Source organism: Sporomusa sp. KB1, assembly GCF_007830295.1.
Classification (GTDB): Bacteria; Bacillota; Negativicutes; order Sporomusales; family Sporomusaceae; genus Sporomusa.
This window is the reverse complement of record NZ_VLKC01000002.1, coordinates 1,972,291-1,991,268: the sequence shown is the minus strand read 5'-3', so window position 1 is coordinate 1,991,268 and position 18,978 is coordinate 1,972,291. Positions and strand designations below refer to the sequence as shown.

Genomic DNA, 18,978 nt, shown 5'->3' with positions numbered 1-18,978 from the left:
CCTTGTTACTTCACTAACCAGCTTCATTGTAATGTATCTTTTATCACTCTGAGGGCGTTTTTCCAGCATATTTTATCAATTTCCGCCTGACCAAATCCTGCTTTTCCCAAAGCATCTACAAGTTTACTCATTTCGCCGGCATGAGCCAATTCCAGTTCTGGGCTAATGCCATCAAAGTCTGACCCAATAGCAATGACCTCTATCCCACCCACATTATAAATATGTTGGATATGAAGAACCATATCTTCAACCCGACTAAACGGCGCACTGCCCAAAAAGGATTTTTCAAAATTAATCCCCATAACACCACCCTTTGTGGCTAACACCTTAATCATCTCATCAGTCAGATTGCGATGATGAGTGGTTACAGACCAGGCATTAGAATGGGAAGCCACAAACGGTTTTTGTGTCAGTGCGGCCACCTCATATAAACCCTGATTTGATAAATGGGATACATCAATTATCATCCCCAGCCTGTTCATCTCTGCCACTACTTCCCGGCCAAAGGGCGTAAGCCCCCGCTCACGGCATTCGGGCAAGGCGCTCGGATGGCCAATCTCATTAGGATAGTTCCAAGTGAGCGTAATCAGCCTAACACCAAGGCGGTAGAAATTACGCAAATTAATCAACTCACCCTTAAGCGCCCCGCCTTCCTCAATCGTCAAAAAAGCAGATAATTTGCCATCTGCTTGATTTTGCTGAAATTCACCATAATTTCTTGCCAGCGCAATATATTGTTTATTGTCCTCTATTTCCTGGTAAAAGCGGTCAATCATTCTAAGTGCTCTCACCAACGGATCACCATCTGTCTGGAGATTGATAAACATAGCAAAAAATTGAGCCTGAGCCTTACCTGCCTGCAGCTTTTCAATATCAACACTAAGCGAATTACGATAAAGGCCCTCTGACTTATCTCCCTCCATTAAGCGCATTATCGTATCACAATGTAAATCAATACTATTCAATTGCTGTTCCCCTCTCCCGTCCTGAGTCCCTTGCCGGACTTTCTACCAGGTTCACTATTGTATATACCACTGGTATATATAATACTATGAAACGCATTTGTTTTTATTCGCCTTGCTCTTCCACTACCTCGGCACCAGTGGCAAGCTGATGGCTAAACTCATCAAACTCAGCACTGTTCATTATACCAGCCGTACTCAGTTCCTCCCGCAGCTCGTCCTGGCTAAGACCTCGCCATGCTTCATACTGATGACTATCAATCAAAAAGTTATTAATAAGATATCCTAACAAGATGTCTGTCATAGTTGCTCCTCCTACAATTATATTTAGCTACAGCTATACTATAATTAGTATAACCCAAAATAATATCCTTAACTTTAAATAGATGAGGTGTCCTAATGAACAATATTCTACTACCTGCGGGTAATACTCAACTACCGGGTGTTTTCCACCCTGCCTGCCATCCCTCAGATAAAACGCTAATTATCTCTCATGGCTTCCGGGGCAGTAAGGACGGCGGCGGCCGGGCAATCTGCCTGGCAGAAACCATTGCTGCAACAGATGTTAACGTACTCCGCTATGACTTTACTCCCCTCCAAAACCTATCTTGCCAGATTGCCGAACTTACAGCCGTTGTTGCCTATTCCCGACAGACAATCGGCGGACAGCTATTTTTGTTGGGACGCAGCCTGGGCGGCGCCACCTCACTGGCAGTAACCGCCATTGACCCAGCGATAAGCGGCCTCATCCTCTGGGCTACACCCTGGAACCTCTCCGCCACCTTCCGGTTGGCACTGGGGGCTCATTATGAGCAACTGGCAGCCGGCAGCCCCCTGCAACTAACAGATGAGTATGGTGACCTGTTGCTTACACCAGAATTCATCCAGGATTTTGCCCACCATAACCTCCTGGCTTATGTCCAACAAATAAAACAACGACCCCTCCTTATTCTCCACGGAACAGCCGATACCATCGTGCCAGTCAGCCAGGCTCAAACTATTTATGAGTTAGCGGCAAAACCCAAAAAGCTAATTCTCTATCCAGACGGCGATCACCACCTGGCCGCACAAAGCAGCCAAGCTGGCGAAGCTATTGCCAGTTGGCTCAGTAAATTCTAGTTCACTACTGCGACATAAAGGGAGAGGGGCTTTACTTTTGGCATTGCCCCTCATCCGCGATTCCCAAAACTTATAAATTCTGATGCATATAAAAAACGGCTGTTTACCTCTCGGTAAACAGCCGTTTTTTAATGGCGGAGTGGCAGGGATTTGAACCCTGGCAGGCCTCACGACCTCTAACGATTTAGCAAACCGTCCTCTTCAGCCACTTGAGTACCACTCCGTGTCATAAACTGGTTAGATTATAGCAGATACTCTGCCTTAAGTCAATTGACTTATATGGCGGAGGGGGTGGGATTCGAACCCACGGTCCCTTGCGGGATCACTGGTTTTCAAGACCAGCTCCATAAACCGCTCGGACACCCCTCCGTATCAAGCACAGTTAGTATTATAACAAATGGCAAGATGGCTTGTCAACAAAACAAACCCCGGTAATTTCTGTTTGCTTCGCCTTACCTGCTCTTGTCCGTGTGCACATTTGCTAAGCAGAGGTAATACAATAATACATAGAATTGATTATCTAGCAGTAAGAATACTTGCCTCATGCTATAGCCAGGTTAAAACTAGGTTATTTTTTTATAAAAGGGTTGACTATTAAGGTAAACAGAATTATATTCATTATAGAGATATTTAAAGATAATCATTAATATTTCAAAGGCAGGTGAGATAGATGGACGTAGGCCGACCTAGTTGGCGTCTGTTGTTCAATTTAATAAAAATTAGGGGAATATTCCATTTTTTTCGCCGAAATTATCTGAGTACACCACTTAGCAGCCTTGGCTAAGGGTATCTGATTGACTAGGTAACTATTTGCATTCCCCTAAAAGAAAAAAGGGGGAGCATTATGCTTAAAATTTATCGCAGCAATTGCACAGATCTATATGAACTTACTCTTCAAACGTTGGAACGGGGTGCTTGGTTTAACCTGATCAATCCCACATCCGCGGAACTGGAGCAAGTGGCCGCCACTACTGGCACCCCACTTGATTTCCTTAAAGCCGCCTTAGACGAAGAAGAACGTTCCCGTATCGAACTTGAAGAAAATCATATGCTTGTTATCACCAACATTCCCGTTACGCGTGGTCATGATAGTTATGACGCGCTGCCATTAGGCATCGTGCTTACTACCGACTACATCATTACCATTTGCCTGGAATCCAACGAAGTGTTAGCTGATTTTAAACCTGAAAATCACCGGTTGTTCAGTACCTTTAAAAAGACCAGATTTCTTTTTCAGATATTGTATAAATCGGCTACTTTATATTTGAAATACTTAAAGCAGATTAACCGTCGCACAGACGAAATCGAACGTTATCTGCGCCGTTCCATGCAAAACGAGGAAATTTTCCAGCTCTTAGAGCTGCAGAAAGGCTTAACTTATTTTGCCGCTTCCCTGCGTTCTAACGGCATTGTCTTGGAAAAGCTCTTGCGACTCCGTTCTACCAGCCAAGTACAACACCTGATTAAAATGTATGAAGAAGATGAAGATCTGTTAGAAGATGTTATTATTGAAAATAAACAGGCTATCGAAATGGTCGAAATGTATAGCCGCATTATGAACGGTATGATGGATACGTTTACTTCCATCATCTCGAACAACCTCAACCGCGTTATGAAATTCCTGGCCTCTATGACCATTATTTTGGCAATACCAACTATGGTTTCAAGCTTTATGGGAATGAATGTTGACGTACCCTTTAGCGGCAACGGCGGCTTTATTATTACGCTATTATTTGCTATGGCTGTTACTGCACTTAGTGCCTTTGGTTTATGGCGTAAAGGCATGTTCTAGTAAAAATAATGAGCAAGACATTCCTCCCCAAAGCTATGGTTTGTGTAAAACAATATTAATAAGCATCCTAAAGTGGCTGTACGGGAACTTGCGTTCCCGTGCAGCCACTTTTCCTTTACCCTAAACCATCTAATTTAATCTCACGCCCTAACCGGAATGCATAGATATACTGTTCCTTGACCGGTCGACCAAGTATCCGTTCAATTGCCAGCGCGTACATGCTAAGCTGCGCTGCGTACTTGGTGACCAATTCCTCTGCCGCAGCAGCGCTATCGGTCTTATAATCAATCAGCACTAAACCGTCATCTTCGGCAAACAGGCAGTCAATAATCCCTTGCACGAAGATTTGTTCCCCACAGCCTTGCAAATCAGCATAAAACTTTTCGGCTGGCAGCAGCAGACTAAACGGCATTTCCCGCCACACCTCATTGGCTTTCGTCAAACGCTGACCAAGCTGAGAGGCAAAAAAAGCCCTGATTAAACCAGCATCAACCTCTGCCGCCTGACCTGGCGGCAAAATCTGGCGAACTTCCAAGGCACTGGCCTGCTCAGTAATGGCTTGGTTAGAAAACTCGCCCGCCAAATCAATATGTTGCATAACCGTATGCAGCATCACCCCATACTCTGCCGGTGTCAGCTGCGAGGAGGCTTGCAGGAAGCGGGGACGAGCATGCACGGTCGATGGTTTTGGTGCAAATACAACCTCGGCCTCTTCCCTTTCCACAAGTTCAAGACGGCGTTTAATTTCCGACACTGACAGTTTGGCTGGTTTACTAACCGCAGCCTTACATGGATATTGCCAGTTTAAAAGAGTATCCACCCACCGGGTATCGGTATCGCATTCAACCGGTTCCAACCGCCGGACAGCCGCCAATAACGCGTCATCCGCCGGACTGGCCTGCGCTAACGGTTTACTATCTGCCAGCTTACCAATTTTGATGTTCCAGGCTGAAAGCTGGCCTGCTAATGCTGTCACCGGCTGATCAGTGCACTCACCATACTGGCGAATAGCCTCACCATCAGTATGCCGGGCAACCGCCATACCAACCCAATCCAGATAACTTTTAGCTTTTATGACTTGGCTGACTGGCAGTTTTGCCTGCGGTTCACCCACTGCCCGGCACCAGGCAGCACACTTTTGGGACAACTTCTTGGCCGAACCAACTAAAATGAGTTTTTCCCTGGCCCGGGTCAGAGCCACATACAAAATCCGCTGTTCCTCGGCCTTAGTTTCCAACTCAAGCTTATGGGCAATACCCCATCGAGCCGGTGTCGGATAGCGAAATCTAAGCTCAGGTAAAGTAACATACGGCCCGACACCCAGCTCCTTATGACATAATACCAACCCAGTCGTATCCATAAGGTTAAAGTTTTTTCCCATATCAGCTACAATAACTACCGGAAATTCAAGCCCTTTACTTTTATGAATACTCATGACCCTGACAACATCCTCGCTCTCGCCTAACGCCCGAGCTACTGACAAATCAGAATCCTTATTCTTCAGCCGCTCAACAAACCGTAAAAAGCGAAACAGTCCCCTAAAGTTAGTGGCCTCATACTGCCGGGCCCGATCATACAGCGCCCGCAGATTAGCTTGCCGCAAAACTCCACCAGGCATCCCACCCACATAGTCATAGTAACCGGTATCCTGATAGATACGCCAGATAAGCTCGGCCACACCCTTACGCCGCGCTAAATTACGCCAAGTCGTTAGCTTAGCCAAAAAGCCCTGTACCTTGTGGGAAACAGCCTGGGTATGGCTATATTCCTGCACCGCGGCCCACAGACTGCCTTGCGCCAAACACAGCCGAATTTCAGCCAATTCATCGCCAGTCAGACCAACCAGCGGCGAACGCAGCACAGCGGCCATTGGAATATCCTGGTGGGGATTATCAATAACTTGCAGCAGGGCTAACATAATAGATATCTCGGTTTCCGAAAAATAGCCAGAATCCAGTTCTGCGTAACAGGGAATCCCGTTTTGCCGCAGCCTGTCCTGCAGCGCCTGAGCCTTACCCCGTACCGAACGCAGTAAAATAACAATATCACGGTACAATAAGGGACGATAGCCGCCCGCCTGTTTATCAAACGCCAAACAGCCGCTGCTTATTAATTCCTGAATACGCCTGGCAATGAGGACAGCTTCCTGCTCAAAAGCAGATAGTTCTTCTTCCGGTATACCATCACCCAGTTGGCTACTCTCACCCTCGCTTTCAGGCTCTGGACTGCTAATCGCCTCACCCTCGTCAGCAAAGCTCTCATCCCCAGCTTTCTCCCTGTCAAGTATAATGATTTCTACCGGCCCCTCCAAGCTGTTTCCTTCCGTGACCGGATAATCAGGACCAGGATTAAGCTGCTCTGCCGGTCCATAATCAAGCTCAGCCATACGCTCTGTCATAAGCTGAGCAAACAAGAAATTGACAGCATGAAGAACCCCAGGGCGGCTGCGGAAGTTTTTACTCAAATCAATGCGTTTACACCCAACCCGCTCGCCGCTCTGATAACCATGGTATTTGTCCATAAACAGGGCCGGCTCAGCCAAACGGAAACGGTAAATGCTTTGTTTGACATCGCCCACCAGGAAGAGATTGGGCTGCTCGACACTTGCGACAAGCCGGATAATTTCTTCCTGTACTCTGTTGGTATCCTGGTACTCATCGACCATAATTTCGCTAAACCGGGCTTTAAGCTGGAGAGCTACCGGTGAAGGCTTGGTTTCCCCTTGCCCTGCATCTGTCGCTCGTAATACCTCCAGGCACAAATGCTCTAAGTCATTAAAATCAACAATGCCTTTTTCTTGTTTCGCCAGAGAAAATTTTAATGCAAAGTTCTTGACCAGTTGGACCAATGCAGCCATGAGCGGCTCGACCTGACGCAAATCAGCCACAAGTTCTGAGCCGCTGCGTTCAAAATAAAATTCCCTGGCATCAATTATCCGCTTTTTGGCTTTATTGCGCTGGCCTTGAAAATAATCCTTAACCTCCTTAGGCACTTCCTTGCCAACGGAAGCAATCCGGGGGAAACTTACCTCTGCCAGCGCCTTAGCCAACGCTGCCCAGGATGACTGCGCAGCTACTAGCAAATTATCAATAATCTGGATATCTTCAGCATAGGTCTGGGCATAGGCTGCTGGCTTACCCGGTCTGCTAACCTCTGCCATTAGTGCCAGCAGCTGCTGGCGGGCCTCTTCCCAGTCTAGTATTATTTTATCTCGGACCAAGGCCGACCAGGGAGTCTCATCAAACGTTGCTTCTGGCGGCAAAAGGAAAGCGCCAGGTAAATCAGTTAGCCACTTCTCCGGCCAGGGATGACTACGGGAAAATTCATATAACTTCAGCACCAGTCCAGCTAGAGAATTATCATTGACTTCGTCTCCATAATGCTCAATCAGCATCATAAAATCAGTATCTGCCTGCAGGTAGCTTTCTTCAAACACAGCCTCCAGCACATCACTCTTGATTAACGTTACCTCGGTGTCATTAGCCACCCGGAAATTAGGTTCAATGGCCAGCAGATAAAAATACTGCCGCACAATGCCCTGACAGAAGGCATGTAAGGTTGAAATATTGGCTGCGCCTAGCAGCACCAACTGTCGCTCGACATGGCGCCTAAGCTCAACATCAGTAAGCTCAGGCTGCTTAAGTACAGTATTTAACGCTTCGCTAATGCGACTGCGCATCTCATTAGCCGCCGCATTGGTAAAGGTAACCACCAGCAGACTATCCACACTCAGCCGTTCTTCAGGATCAATGATCCGGCTGATAATACGTTCCACCAGCACCCAGGTCTTACCCGACCCGGCAGCTGCCGCCACCAACAGATTATGGTTACGGGTTTCAATCGCAGCTTGTTGCTCAGGAGAGCATTGCATTACTCACCGCCTCCTTTCCGTTGACGCAATTCCTCCATAATAGTATCATCAGCCAGCTTAGGAAGTGCTACATAGTCATTTTCCGGCAAATTACCGTCAAACTGGCATACTGGCAGAAAGGCACAATAGCCACAGGGTGTACTTTTCTCCAAACGATACGGCCTAATGGCTGTTTCGCCAGCAAGAATGGCGGCCGCTACAGCCATCAGTTCCTGTTCAACATGGGTTAATAATAATTTGAACTCTTCCTCTGTTTTGAGCTTATCCCTACAACTTTCGTAAAAACCGTTTTTACCCAACGCAATCTTAAAAAACTCAGACCAACCGTTAATCGTTGCATCCAGTAAGCCGGCAATATCCGTATCAGCCAGTAACCAGCCTGGCATTTTGAGCCGGCTGTTAATATCGTTTTCAATTTGCTCAGGAGTTTTTAGGGTTGTCCCCGATATAACGGGATTTTTCAAAAAATAATATAATATCCCTGCTGGCAGACAAGCATCAGGACCGCTTTGGGCGCTCACCGCCACTAATAAATAAGTTAGCAGTTGCAGCTTAAGACCATAGTAAACCTCAGTCAAACTGAGCCACGCGCCGCCTGATTTATAGTCAATAACCAGCACATAGTTTTGGTTGCCATGCTCACCCATATCCAGGCGGTCAATCTGCCCGGCTACTTCCACAATAGCATCCGGCAGAGTAAGCTTAAGCGGCGGCAGCGCATCCACCCCCCGGCCAAAAGCCTGCTCAAGTGCCACCGGCCGAAACTGAGTGACCTCACCCCAGGCAGCCAGACGGCTAACAGCCCGCACAGCCCGCCGTGTCAGCCTGGTAACCAAATGCTCATGCTGCTTGCTGCTAAGCAGTATTTCATTCTGCAGTTTAGGTGCTAATTGAGTGACAATATCACCGCACAATTCACTAAGCTGATTGCCGGTGAGCTCACCCCAGCTTTGACCATGCGCGGCCAGCCTGTCACCAAATGATTTCAGCACTGCATGCAAAAACTGTCCCAGGTCAGGTGCCGCCAGTTGATAGACAGCCCGCTCCTTAAGGTTCAGTCCATACTGGGCAAAATGCTTGAACGGACAGGCGCGAAACGCCTCAAACCGGGTCACACTGCCTCGCAGGACACCATTTTTCATATATAGGCGGCCAGGAAGTCCAGGCTGCAACGGCTCTAGTTGGTTATGATGAAATAACCCGGCTAAACTGGCCCTGAGTGGTTCACGCCACTGAGGCTGCATCAGCGCCCAGTTGTAGACATCCCACCAGACCGGACTGATATTTCCCGTCTCCCGATATAGCCTGAGCGCCCCGGCCAGTGCTGCCAGCGCCCGCTCAGGCCTGGCAAGGTACTCGGCTTCCCGCCCCGCCGGCGGCTCAATTGGCAGCGCCACAGGCACAGTACCAGTAATTTCTTTTAAGCGTCTGATAATGGCTGAAGGAGCCAGCGCTTTGCCTTCCGCATCGGCCAGCGGGTAGCTAACCCAAAGGTACTGGCTCGCCCGCGTCAAAGCTGTGTATACCAAAAACTGCTCCGCAAAGACATCAGCCACTGCCCCGCTGCCAAGTTCCAACCCCAGCGTCCGCAGCAGCGCCCGTTCACCATCATTCAGCAGCCCCTCGTCCCTGCGGCGGCGCGGCAATATGCCATCACTCACCCCCGGGACAAAGGCGGCCTTTATTCGCAATCGCCGCGTCCGTTCCAGGGCGGCAATTGTAACATAATCAAGCCCTGGCGGAATTAAACTAAGAGTAGTACCCTCCAGCCCCTCACTGACAATAGCAGCAAACTCCGCTAGGCTTAACGGCTGCTCAGCAAACGTATCCACAATCTGATCTAACAGTTCCATCAGCTTAGGCCACATCTGCTGATGTTCCCTAGCCTGTTCAAGATCCCCGGCAGCTTCAGCGGACACCGCCCAGGCCGCCAGCGTATCAGCCACTTGTAAGCTTTGCAAAAATTCATAGACAGCTTGTACCAATTCTATCGGTGTCAAGCCCTTCTTTATCGCCGGTGTTATCTTCTCGGCTAAGAGTACCAGCGCGGCTGTACTATCCTGACGGATAGTATTAATCTGACGCAAATACTCCTGCTCAGCAGCATCAGGCTCAGCGCCAGCCCACTCATCCTCAGCCAGCGAGTATCGACGCCGGAACGCCCAGTCTTCCGGTTTTGTCCACCGCGAACCGCGAATACCAAATTCCAGACAGTAATTTTCCAAGAGGTCCACCTGGTCACGGGTTACTGGCAGTAAATCTGTTTTTAAACAACGAAAAACCGGCTCATAACTCCATCTTTCCAGCACAACATCAAGTGCCGAACGCAGCAATTCGGCCAGCGGATGATGCACCGCCGGACGGCTATTGTCACTGAAAAAGGGAATATTATAATCGGTCAGCACGGTTGTAAGTAACTCGGCATAGCTGTCCATGTCGCGAATAAGGATAGCCATATCCCGCCACCGTAAGCCTTCTTCCCGGCTCAACCTAATCATTTCACGGGCAATGGCCTCAGCCTCAGTCCGGCGATTAGCCGCTTCTGCCAACATAAAGCTATTATCCGGCATAACCGGTTTAGCCGGATTCCGACCGCTAAAAAACTGCTGTTCAATGGCTGCCAGTGCCGGTCTGACAAAACGATGCGGCAGCATGAGTTCCCGCTGCTCAGCTTCAATCTGCAGCTCCCCCGCCAGTTTTTTTAATTTTTGATAGGTTTCCCATTGACGGTGAAACAACGCTTCTTCGTGGGAGTGCAGCTCATTCTCCGGCTGGTTCAGACATAGAGTTACCGTCACAGTCTGTGTCGCTTCAAGCATAGCTGTTATTACTGCATATTCCTGTGGGGTAAAAAAGGTAAAGCCATCCACCCACACTTCAGCCTGCCTCAGTAGAGAAGACCCGGGAATTTTTTCTGCCAGCAAGGTAAGATAATCCTCCGGATCAATATACCGTCCGGCTAAAAAGTCCTCAAATCCCTGGTACAATAACGCCAAATCCTGCATTTTAGCCGTTAGCACCTGATTACAGTCTTGCTCGCTGGCTATCGCGGTAAGTAAGTCCGGCCCTACTCCATAGGTTTTAAACTCCTTCACTAAGCCCGCAACCGTAGCGGCAAAACTTTTTTCCGCAGCCACCCGTGAGAGTAGTTTGAAATTACTTTTATTCTCCATTAATAACCGGCTAAAGACCATGCGTTTTCCCAGTTCCGATATATGCGGTCTGGCCGCACCCCCGGTTTCATTGAGTACCCGATACGCCAGCCGGCGAAAGCCCAGCACATGAGCCCGCATAAAGCCCTGAGACGGACAGGCGGCGGCCAGCGCCTGCTCAACTTCATAAGTAGCCTGTTCAGGCACAATAAAAAGAAGCGGCCGGCCATCAGGCGACTCGGCCAGCCGGGCTACTATCTCATGAAAACACTGCCAGGTCTTGCCATAGCCAGCCTGACCTAGGATAAAATTAAGTTTCAAACGCCGTCCCCTCCAAAAAATTAGCCTTGATACAGTTCTTTGAGAATTTCCGCCATTTGTTCCTTAGTCACCGGCACCGGATTAACGCGGGTAGAACCCTTGAGACAGTTGACTGTCAACTCATCAAAGCCCTCCTCAAAGGAGGCGCGATCAACACCGGCCTGCGCCAGTCCAGCCGGAATTGCCAGTTGCTGGTTTAGTTCCTTCACAGCAGCAATAAACTCCTGGCGACCTTTACGCCCAATGCTGCGGGCCAATTCATCCAGGCGCGCACCCACAAATTCCTCTTGGGCATTATAGGCAAGGACATGGGGCAAAGCAATCGCATTTATCAGGCCATGCCCTAGATCAAACTTGCCACCAACTGCGTGCGAAATACCATGCGCCATACCTAAACCGGTATTTTCAAAGGCTAAACCGGCTATACACTGATAATGGTGCACCTTTTCCCGGCTTTCTTTGGTTTTTTCGTGATAAGATACCGGCAGCCATGTAAGCAACCCCGCTACCGCCCCTTTAGCTAACACCTCGCTAAAGTCGTCCAAATTACGGTTTATATAAGCCTCTACTGCATGTGTAAGTGCATCCATGCCAGTCTCGGCCACCACATTGGGTGGCATGGTCATGGTAATCTCCGGATCAAGTATCGCCAGGTCAGGAATAAAGGCTGGGGTTTTTAAGCCAACTTTGAGTTCCAGTTCCCGAAAAGTAATCACTGCCGCTTTAGTTACTTCTGTCCCGGTGCCTGAAGTTGAAGGAATAGCCACAAAAAGTAGGCGCTTGCGGGCAGCAGGCAGTTCCCCTGTTTGGGCCGCAGCAAAATCCAGTTTCGGATACTCATAAAAGAGCGCCATAACCTTGGCTGCATCAATCGGCGAACCACCACCGACAGCCACTAATAAATCAGGCTCAAACTCCCGCATTATAGAAAGTCCTTCAAGTACAGCCTGTGTATCAGGATTCTTACCAATCCCCCCATATATACAGGTTTTGCAGCCGTTAGCTTTGAAAATTCCCTCTATCTTAGCGATTACGCCGCTTGTCTGCATCGCACTGCCGCCAGTCACAATGAATGCCCGGCTGGCTTTAACATTACTAAGTTCAGCAATCGAACCACAGCCGGTAATAATAGACTGACCGCCTAACACAAGTTTTTTCATTTATCAACAGCTCCTTTTTTAGTGCTTAGCACTTATAGGGGAACAAGTATGGTTATCTGTATTTAATCATATAAAAGAATAGCGTAAACTGCAATACATATTCCGCGCGGCAATAGGCAGCTTTGTAACTATCTGTAATCCCTCTCGGTTCACTCAAAAGAAAAGACCCATCCAAAGATGAGCCTTTTCTTTTGGCACCTGATCGCTTATTGCGGCTTTTTTCCAAACCACTGTTCATATATTTTGGCATATTCGCCATTTTGTTTGATTTCATCCAGCGCCTTATTGATTTTACCTGCTAGTTCAGTGTTTTTCTTAGCGACTGCAATGCCATACTCCTCAGCATTAAGAATCTCACCAACCAACTTGGCATCTTTGCTTCCGCCTTTGGTCAGGTAGTATTCGTTTACCGGCAAGTCGTTGACAACTGCATCCGCCCCGCCAGCCTTGAGCTCAAGATAGGCTTCGGACGCACTATTATACTCGCGGACTTTGGCATCTTTGATCTTCTTAACGGCTTCCGCGCCGGTAGTGCCTATTTGTACGGCAATCCGCTTGCCCTCTAGTTCTTTGAAGTTATTAATTGTTACATTGTCTGATTTCACTACAATTGATAAACCAGATTTATAATATGGCTTGGAAAAGTTGACCCTTTTAGCGCGTTCATCAGTAATAGTCATAGCTGATGCAATGGCGTCAATCTGACTGCCTTCCAGCGCCGGAATCAAGCCATCAAAGCCTGTATTGACAATTTGTACTTCCAGCCCCATCTGTTTGCCAATAGCCTTCATAATATCCACATCAAAACCAACGTATTCCTTGCTTGTTTCGTCTTGGAACTCAAATGGTGGAAAGGTAGCTTCAGCACCCACCTTGAGTACTTTGGCAGCTGGCTGTGCGGACTGGTTTCCACCGCATCCGGCAAGACCTAAAGTCAAGACCAATACAATCAGACTAGCCAAAGCCATCCATCTTTTTAACATACTACGCACCTCTTTTTAAAGAATAATCTTCTATAATTATACACCGTTTTGTATTGGCCGCAACCTAAGCTAGCAAGCAAATTAAAAAGAAAAACAGGTGCTTGCTTACGCAAGCACCTGTCTTATCCGCTTTTCTAACCTTTGCAGTAAAGCCCTAGCATTTCCCCTGCTGCCATAGGCATCAGGTTACATATCCTTTCAGCTCCTGATAATATGCCAATTGCTCAGGAAACACGATCCGCGTCAAACCACTAGGCGACGGCACGACAAAATCAGCCACCCCTGTTACCACACTGGCAGCCTGCCAGCCACAGATGACACGCGCCTGCCGCGTAAACTCCCGATACACCCCCACACCGGCAAAGCAGGCAACCTGCGGTTTATATAGCAGCAGCTTTTCCTGTAAAATTATTCGCCCGGCCTGATACTCCGCTTTTGTTATCTCGGCAGCTGTCCGACTGGGACGAGCCACAATGTTGGTAATACCCAGACCAAAAGCCAGTAACTTGCCATCTTCCTCTGGTTTAAACTGATAGGGCGTAAGAGCGGCTGCCGCTAGCAACTTCCAAAACTTATTCGAATAACCGGCAAAATGATGCCCTGTTTCCGCTGATCTGGTTCCTGGATTAAAACCGATAAACAGAATTTTTAGATTAGCAGCAATAATGTCAGGTACCTGCTTCATGATATCCCCCGCTTTAGCTTAAAAAAGCTAATTTCTGCCGGGCAGCCAATACGCAGCGGCAGCCAGTGCCCTGCTCCTGCGCTGACATACCCATAAGAACCGTTTTGCCGGAACATACCCTTCATATACTTATATTGTACCGGCAGCACCGATGCACCAAAAACCGCCACCTGACCACCATGCGTATGCCCGGCTAATGACAAGGGCACTCCCGCCATAAACGCATTGTCCAAAAAGTCGGGGTGATGGGTCAAAAAAACAGTAAAAGCGTCGGCAGGTATTTTGCTGACTGATTGCGCAAAATAATCCTGTCGCTTGGTTTCCTGTTCGGCCTTATTTTTTCCCCATGGATAATCGACTCCGGCTAAATACAGGCCATCTTTTACTGCCTGATGGCTATTTTCCAGTACTGCGATTGGACTGCTATAAAGTGCCTTGCGAATGCGGCTAATATCCCGAAAGTACTCATGATTACCCCAACAATAAAAAATACCGCAGGGCAGCTCAGCCTGAAAGGCCGTCAACCGCTCGATCGTTGGTGCCAATAAGTCTAAATCATCCACCAAATCACCTGTAATAGCAAGCAGGTGCGGCTCATCCTGTCTAACCATGTCCAGCACCCGTTCCAGCTTATCCATCCCGAAAAAAGGCCCAATATGAGTATCACTTATTTGTGCAATGGTAAAACCATCCAAAGCAAATGGCAACTGGGCATAAGACAGTGTATACCGATTAGCAACAATCTTGGTATCCCCGTCAATTACGCCATAAGCACTCATCGCAAACGGCACTGCCGGAACTACCGTTATCGCCCGCTGTAAAAATTCGCGGCGCGTTACCCCCCCTGGCACCATCCTTCCGGCTTGCAGAGGTTTAGATTGTTGACTAAGCTTCCTCGCCAAAAGTCTTACACCATGACCTGCCAATAACACTACCAGCATGAATACCAATCCAACCATCCATACATAAGCAGCATAAATAAAATACCTGAACCACTCCCCGGGGAACCCACTCAGCGGCCGCAGCCAGCGGCTAAAAATAAGAATTACCACTGCCAAAGCCGTAACCAACCAGTAACCAGCGCGAGCTCTTTTTCCGGCATAGACCGGATGCCATTTGGCTAAAATCCGCCCACCCAGCCACATTATTCCCAATAGAATCAAAAAAACAATTAGCATTGCAACAATTGACGGACTGTGCTGCATGTGTGCCTCCCGACTTTCAACCTATACTATTGTCATTATACCCCAAAGTACTTTTAGTATAGTTGATAGAGAAAAAAAAAGAATAATCTAGTAAAACTAAATTGGTCTTACTGCCTTTTTAATCATATAGACGTGTTACGGTTTTTTGCGGTTATATTTAGCCACCAGCAAACATACGGCATATAGTATAAGTATCTATAAGTGGAGGTTTCTATATGGCCGACAGTACGCAAACTATTATTAATACGATATTAGGTGATATTACTGGCGTTATTCCTAATTTCTCTTCATTAGTTAGCTCCTACCGGCTGCTGGTTGGCTCAGCTGAAGAAATACACCGCACGCCTGGCGTACCTTTTGAGATATTTGAACGGGCTGTTATCCGCTTTGACCGGGCTGGCACACTGATTGATATTTTGCTTGAGCTGTTATGTTGTAAGATAGCTTTTAGCAGCCAGTTTTTGGCCGTAACCTGTGCGCCTGTTGATATCATCCGTCTCCTAGCCAACTGCGGCACACTGGAGGATGACTCATGCCGTACGGCAGAACAAATTGTTATCCTTGAATTACTACGCCAGGTGCTGGACCACCATTGCCATGACAATTCCTGCTTTGGTCCGCCGCCAGAAGGAATAACACCACCAAAACCGCCGCCCACTCCCCCAACACCAGTAAAGAAAAAACTCGACTCAGTAATTCAAAGTGATCTTGAGTCAACAAATGAGTTGGAAACAGAAGTTACTCCCGTTGCCAACGCGTTTTATAAATATACTAGCCCGTTAAGCCGCAGGCATATATAATACATCCTGCAGGCTGACTATTAATCAAGCAGTCCAGCTTTTTTATATAAAGTATAAAAATGGTGGGTTGGCCCTACCCCTTTGCCAATAGTCAACGAGTGTTCAATGGCAATGGTTATGTACTCCTTAGCCCTTGCTACCGCGTCTGTTACCGGTAATCCCCGGCTCAGATTGGCCGCAATAGCCGAAGACAAGGTACAGCCTGTGCCATGCGTATTTTTAGTCTCAATCCGGCGGGATTTAAAGTGAATAAACTCCTGGCCGTCAAAGAGAATATCTGTTGAATCACCCTCCAAATGACCGCCCTTTATTAACACATTTTTCGGACCCAGCGCCAAAATAGTGCGGGCTGCTGCCTCCATATCTGTTAACGTAGCAATGGTTTGTCCGGTAATAACCTCAGCCTCAGGAATATTCGGTGTCACAATAGTTGCCTGCGGCAACAACTCTAACACCAGTGTGGCCTCCGCAACGGGATTTAAAAGATGATAACCATTTTTTGATACCATAACCGGGTCGAGCACGATATTTATCGCACCATATTCCTTTAATTTGGCAGCAATGGTTTTAATTGTTTCAATTTGCGATACCATGCCAATTTTAACAGCGGCAACCGTAATATCGCAAAAAATAGCATCCATCTGCTTTGCAATTATCTCAGGCGTAATATCCTGGACAGCAAATACTCCTTGCGTATTTTGCGCTGTAACGGCGGTGATAACACTCATCCCAAACACGCCATGTGCCGCAAATGTTTTTAGATCTGCCTGGATGCCGGCACCACCACTTGAATCAGAGCCAGCAATTGTTAACACACTTTTCATTATTCTCACCCCTGAAGTTTTGCTATGAATTCTTCCGGTGGCAACGGTTGGCTAATAAGGTATCCCTGAATAGTATCGCAGCCTTTTTGCTTAAGATAAGCAAATTGCTCCTCAGTTTCAACGCCTTCTGCAACCACAACCAAACCCATCTCATGCGCTAATTCAATAATACTGCCAGTAATAGCAATATTATTACCCCCCACTGCGATATCGTCAATAAAGGCTTTATCTATTTTTAGAGCCGTAATTGGTAGTTTTTTCAGATAGGTCAGCGATGAATAACCACTGCCAAAATCATCAAGCGCAATCCGCACTCCCATGCTCCGGAGCTCTCCTAACTTGCGAACATTGTCCTCAAACCGCTCCATTAACACACTCTCAGTAATCTCTAACTCAAGCAGTTCCGGTGGCAGCCCGATTTCAGACAGCACCGCAGCAACCACTTGAACAAAATCTGCTTGCATAAGCTGCACCACCGATATATTTACCGCTGTACATAACCGTCCCTGACCGCGTGCATATAGTTCCTGGCTAAAACTACAGGCTTCTCTTAGCACCCAATTACCTATACCGATGATAAGCCCTGTTTCTTCTGCCAGCGCGATAAACTTTAACGGTGACACCATGCCATAGTCGGAGCTTTTCCATCTTAGCAAAGCCTCAAACCCGCCTATCTGACCAGAATTCATGTTGTACTGTGGTTGATAGTGCAGTTTAAGTTCATTATTGTAAACGGTCTGACGCAGCCGGGCTTCCATTAGTGTTTTTTCTACAACTGCATCCTGCATTGATTTATCAAAAAACCGATAGGTGTGTTTCCCTGACGTTTTGGCTGAATACATAGCCATATCTGCCGTGCGTAAAAGATCTTCCACATTATCGCCATGCTCAGGATAAATAGCAATACCAGCACTGGCCGTAATGTGGAAAACATGTCTGTTCACGGTAATTGGCTGCTCAAGTACGTGCATCATCTTGTCCGCATAAGCAGTTACTTCTTCACTTTGGACCATAACTGGTAAAAATATAATAAATTCGTCACCTCCCAGGCGGGCGGCCATACCGGTTTCAACCACCAGCGCTTCCAGTCGCTTGCTAAGACTAATAAGCAGCTTATCACCCCATGAGTGACCATAGGTGTCATTAATCTGTTTAAAATTATCAATATCAATAAAAACTAAAGCCGCTCTCCTATCGCTTGAGGCAGCCGAATGTAATGCTTGCTTAACAACCTCTACCAGGCGTTCCCTGTTAGCAAGACCGGTAAGAGCGTCATAATAAGCCATATGTTTAATTCTTTCTTCTTTATATTTGCGATCGGTAATATCTGTATACGAGCCGGCCATCCGCATCGGTTGCCCATTACTGTCAAACAAAGCCTTTCCCCGTGATAGAATCCAACGGTAGCCGCCCTGTGCTGATTTAGCCCGATACTCAGCTTGATAAAAAGGGGTCTGACCACTAAAATGACGCTCCAATTCAGCCACCATGAGCGGTAAATCGTCAGGATGGACAATCGTCTGCTTCCATTTCGCTTTCGTAGTTACTGCATGCTCAGGTAATTTCAGCATATTCCAGCCGCGCTCAGACACCGTCTTGGCATCAGTAACAATGTCCCATATCCACAACCCATCATTTGAGCCTTCGGTAACAAGCTGATATATTTCATCATTTTGTCTAATAGTTTCCTCTCTTAGATACAACTCATTGAAATTCTGCCTGAGCTCTTCCTCCTGGGCGGATAACTCTTCATGTACTGTCATAAATTCTTCATTCTGCTGCTGTAATAACTTTATAGTCTGCTTATACTTATGAACATTTGCCAGTAAATAAGTAACAATGCCGCCAAGCACAACAATTGCAACATAAATATAGCTGTTTGATACTAACTCGTTAACAGCAATATTGGCAAAGATTGTATCCACTGTTTACACCTGCTTCTTGCAAAATCACCGAAGGAGAAACGTGTCATAATTAGCTTTGTGAATATTATTATACACTAAAAACATTATTTTTTTTTGCGATATTCTTCTGATCTATAACAAAATTATTTGTGAAATATGTATAGGCAAAGTCAATAAAGGTCAAAAAGTCAGAAAAAGTT

The 18,978-nt window shown here is 47.1% G+C and carries 13 protein-coding genes and 2 tRNA genes; 3 read left to right on the top strand and 12 right to left on the bottom strand.

Features of this window, described 5'->3' with window-relative positions:
- Positions 1 to 23 precede the first annotated feature (23 nt).
- Both SALPA_RS12930 and SALPA_RS12925 read right to left on the bottom strand, forming a co-directional pair.
- Positions 24 to 965 carry a dipeptidase gene (locus tag SALPA_RS12930; RefSeq protein WP_145094556.1) on the bottom strand — a complete coding sequence of 314 codons (942 nt, stop codon included), beginning with the start codon at positions 963 to 965 and terminating at the stop codon, positions 24 to 26.
- A 103-nt stretch (positions 966 to 1,068) separates the two neighbouring features.
- Positions 1,069 to 1,266 (bottom strand): hypothetical protein, encoded by a 198-nt coding sequence (locus tag SALPA_RS12925; protein WP_145094554.1) that lies wholly within the window; start codon positions 1,264 to 1,266, stop codon positions 1,069 to 1,071.
- Positions 1,267 to 1,361: 95 nt separating this feature from the next.
- On the opposite strand from SALPA_RS12925, the gene SALPA_RS12920 reads away from it, so the two are divergent.
- Complete coding sequence (locus SALPA_RS12920; protein ID WP_145094551.1) at positions 1,362 to 2,081, top strand: alpha/beta hydrolase; 720 nt, start codon at positions 1,362 to 1,364, stop codon at positions 2,079 to 2,081.
- A gap of 132 nt (positions 2,082 to 2,213) precedes the next feature.
- Here SALPA_RS12920 and SALPA_RS12915 read toward each other — a convergent pair.
- Together SALPA_RS12915 and SALPA_RS12910 are read right to left on the bottom strand one after the other, a co-directional pair.
- Positions 2,214 to 2,304, bottom strand: a tRNA-Ser gene (locus SALPA_RS12915).
- A gap of 57 nt (positions 2,305 to 2,361) precedes the next feature.
- A tRNA-Ser gene (locus tag SALPA_RS12910) sits at positions 2,362 to 2,450 on the bottom strand.
- A gap of 475 nt (positions 2,451 to 2,925) precedes the next feature.
- Here SALPA_RS12910 and SALPA_RS12905 point away from each other — a divergent pair.
- Complete coding sequence (locus tag SALPA_RS12905; RefSeq protein WP_145094548.1) at positions 2,926 to 3,873, top strand: magnesium transporter CorA family protein; 948 nt, start codon at positions 2,926 to 2,928, stop codon at positions 3,871 to 3,873.
- Positions 3,874 to 3,988: 115 nt separating this feature from the next.
- Here the strand turns inward: SALPA_RS12905 and addA are convergent, their stop codons facing one another.
- The 6 genes from addA to SALPA_RS12875 all read right to left on the bottom strand — a co-directional run bounded on the left by addA (position 3,989) and on the right by SALPA_RS12875 (position 15,250).
- On the bottom strand, positions 3,989 to 7,744 hold the full coding sequence (gene addA, locus SALPA_RS12900) for a helicase-exonuclease AddAB subunit AddA (RefSeq protein ID WP_145094545.1): 3,756 nt from the start codon (positions 7,742 to 7,744) through the stop codon (positions 3,989 to 3,991).
- The gene (gene addB / locus SALPA_RS12895; protein WP_145094542.1) at positions 7,744 to 11,217 is read right to left on the bottom strand and encodes a helicase-exonuclease AddAB subunit AddB; all 3,474 of its coding nucleotides are present in this window, start codon (positions 11,215 to 11,217) and stop codon (positions 7,744 to 7,746) included. The genes addA and addB overlap by 1 nt, the downstream gene beginning before the upstream one ends.
- 20 nt (positions 11,218 to 11,237) lie before the next feature.
- Complete coding sequence (locus SALPA_RS12890) at positions 11,238 to 12,377, bottom strand: iron-containing alcohol dehydrogenase (protein WP_145094539.1); 1,140 nt, start codon at positions 12,375 to 12,377, stop codon at positions 11,238 to 11,240.
- A 206-nt stretch (positions 12,378 to 12,583) separates the two neighbouring features.
- Entirely contained in the window at positions 12,584 to 13,360 is a 777-nt protein-coding gene (locus SALPA_RS12885) for a basic amino acid ABC transporter substrate-binding protein (RefSeq protein WP_145094536.1), read from the bottom strand.
- 181 nt (positions 13,361 to 13,541) lie between these two features.
- The gene (locus tag SALPA_RS12880) at positions 13,542 to 14,045 is read right to left on the bottom strand and encodes a mismatch-specific DNA-glycosylase (protein WP_094603042.1); all 504 of its coding nucleotides are present in this window, start codon (positions 14,043 to 14,045) and stop codon (positions 13,542 to 13,544) included.
- The gene (locus SALPA_RS12875; protein WP_145094533.1) at positions 14,042 to 15,250 is read right to left on the bottom strand and encodes a metallophosphoesterase; all 1,209 of its coding nucleotides are present in this window, start codon (positions 15,248 to 15,250) and stop codon (positions 14,042 to 14,044) included. The genes SALPA_RS12880 and SALPA_RS12875 overlap by 4 nt, the downstream gene beginning before the upstream one ends.
- Before the next feature lie 215 nt (positions 15,251 to 15,465).
- Here SALPA_RS12875 and SALPA_RS12870 point away from each other — a divergent pair, with 215 nt between their 5' ends.
- Positions 15,466 to 16,050 carry a hypothetical protein gene (locus SALPA_RS12870; protein ID WP_145094530.1) on the top strand — a complete coding sequence of 195 codons (585 nt, stop codon included), beginning with the start codon at positions 15,466 to 15,468 and terminating at the stop codon, positions 16,048 to 16,050.
- Positions 16,051 to 16,070: 20 nt separating this feature from the next.
- Here SALPA_RS12870 and thiD read toward each other — a convergent pair whose 3' ends face one another.
- Together thiD and SALPA_RS12860 are read right to left on the bottom strand one after the other, a co-directional pair.
- Positions 16,071 to 16,874 carry a bifunctional hydroxymethylpyrimidine kinase/phosphomethylpyrimidine kinase gene (thiD, locus tag SALPA_RS12865; RefSeq protein WP_145094527.1) on the bottom strand — a complete coding sequence of 268 codons (804 nt, stop codon included), beginning with the start codon at positions 16,872 to 16,874 and terminating at the stop codon, positions 16,071 to 16,073.
- A 5-nt stretch (positions 16,875 to 16,879) separates the two neighbouring features.
- Positions 16,880 to 18,799: a bifunctional diguanylate cyclase/phosphodiesterase gene (locus tag SALPA_RS12860; RefSeq protein ID WP_145094524.1), complete on the bottom strand. Its 1,920-nt coding sequence runs from the start codon at positions 18,797 to 18,799 to the stop codon at positions 16,880 to 16,882.
- Positions 18,800 to 18,978 lie beyond the last annotated feature (179 nt).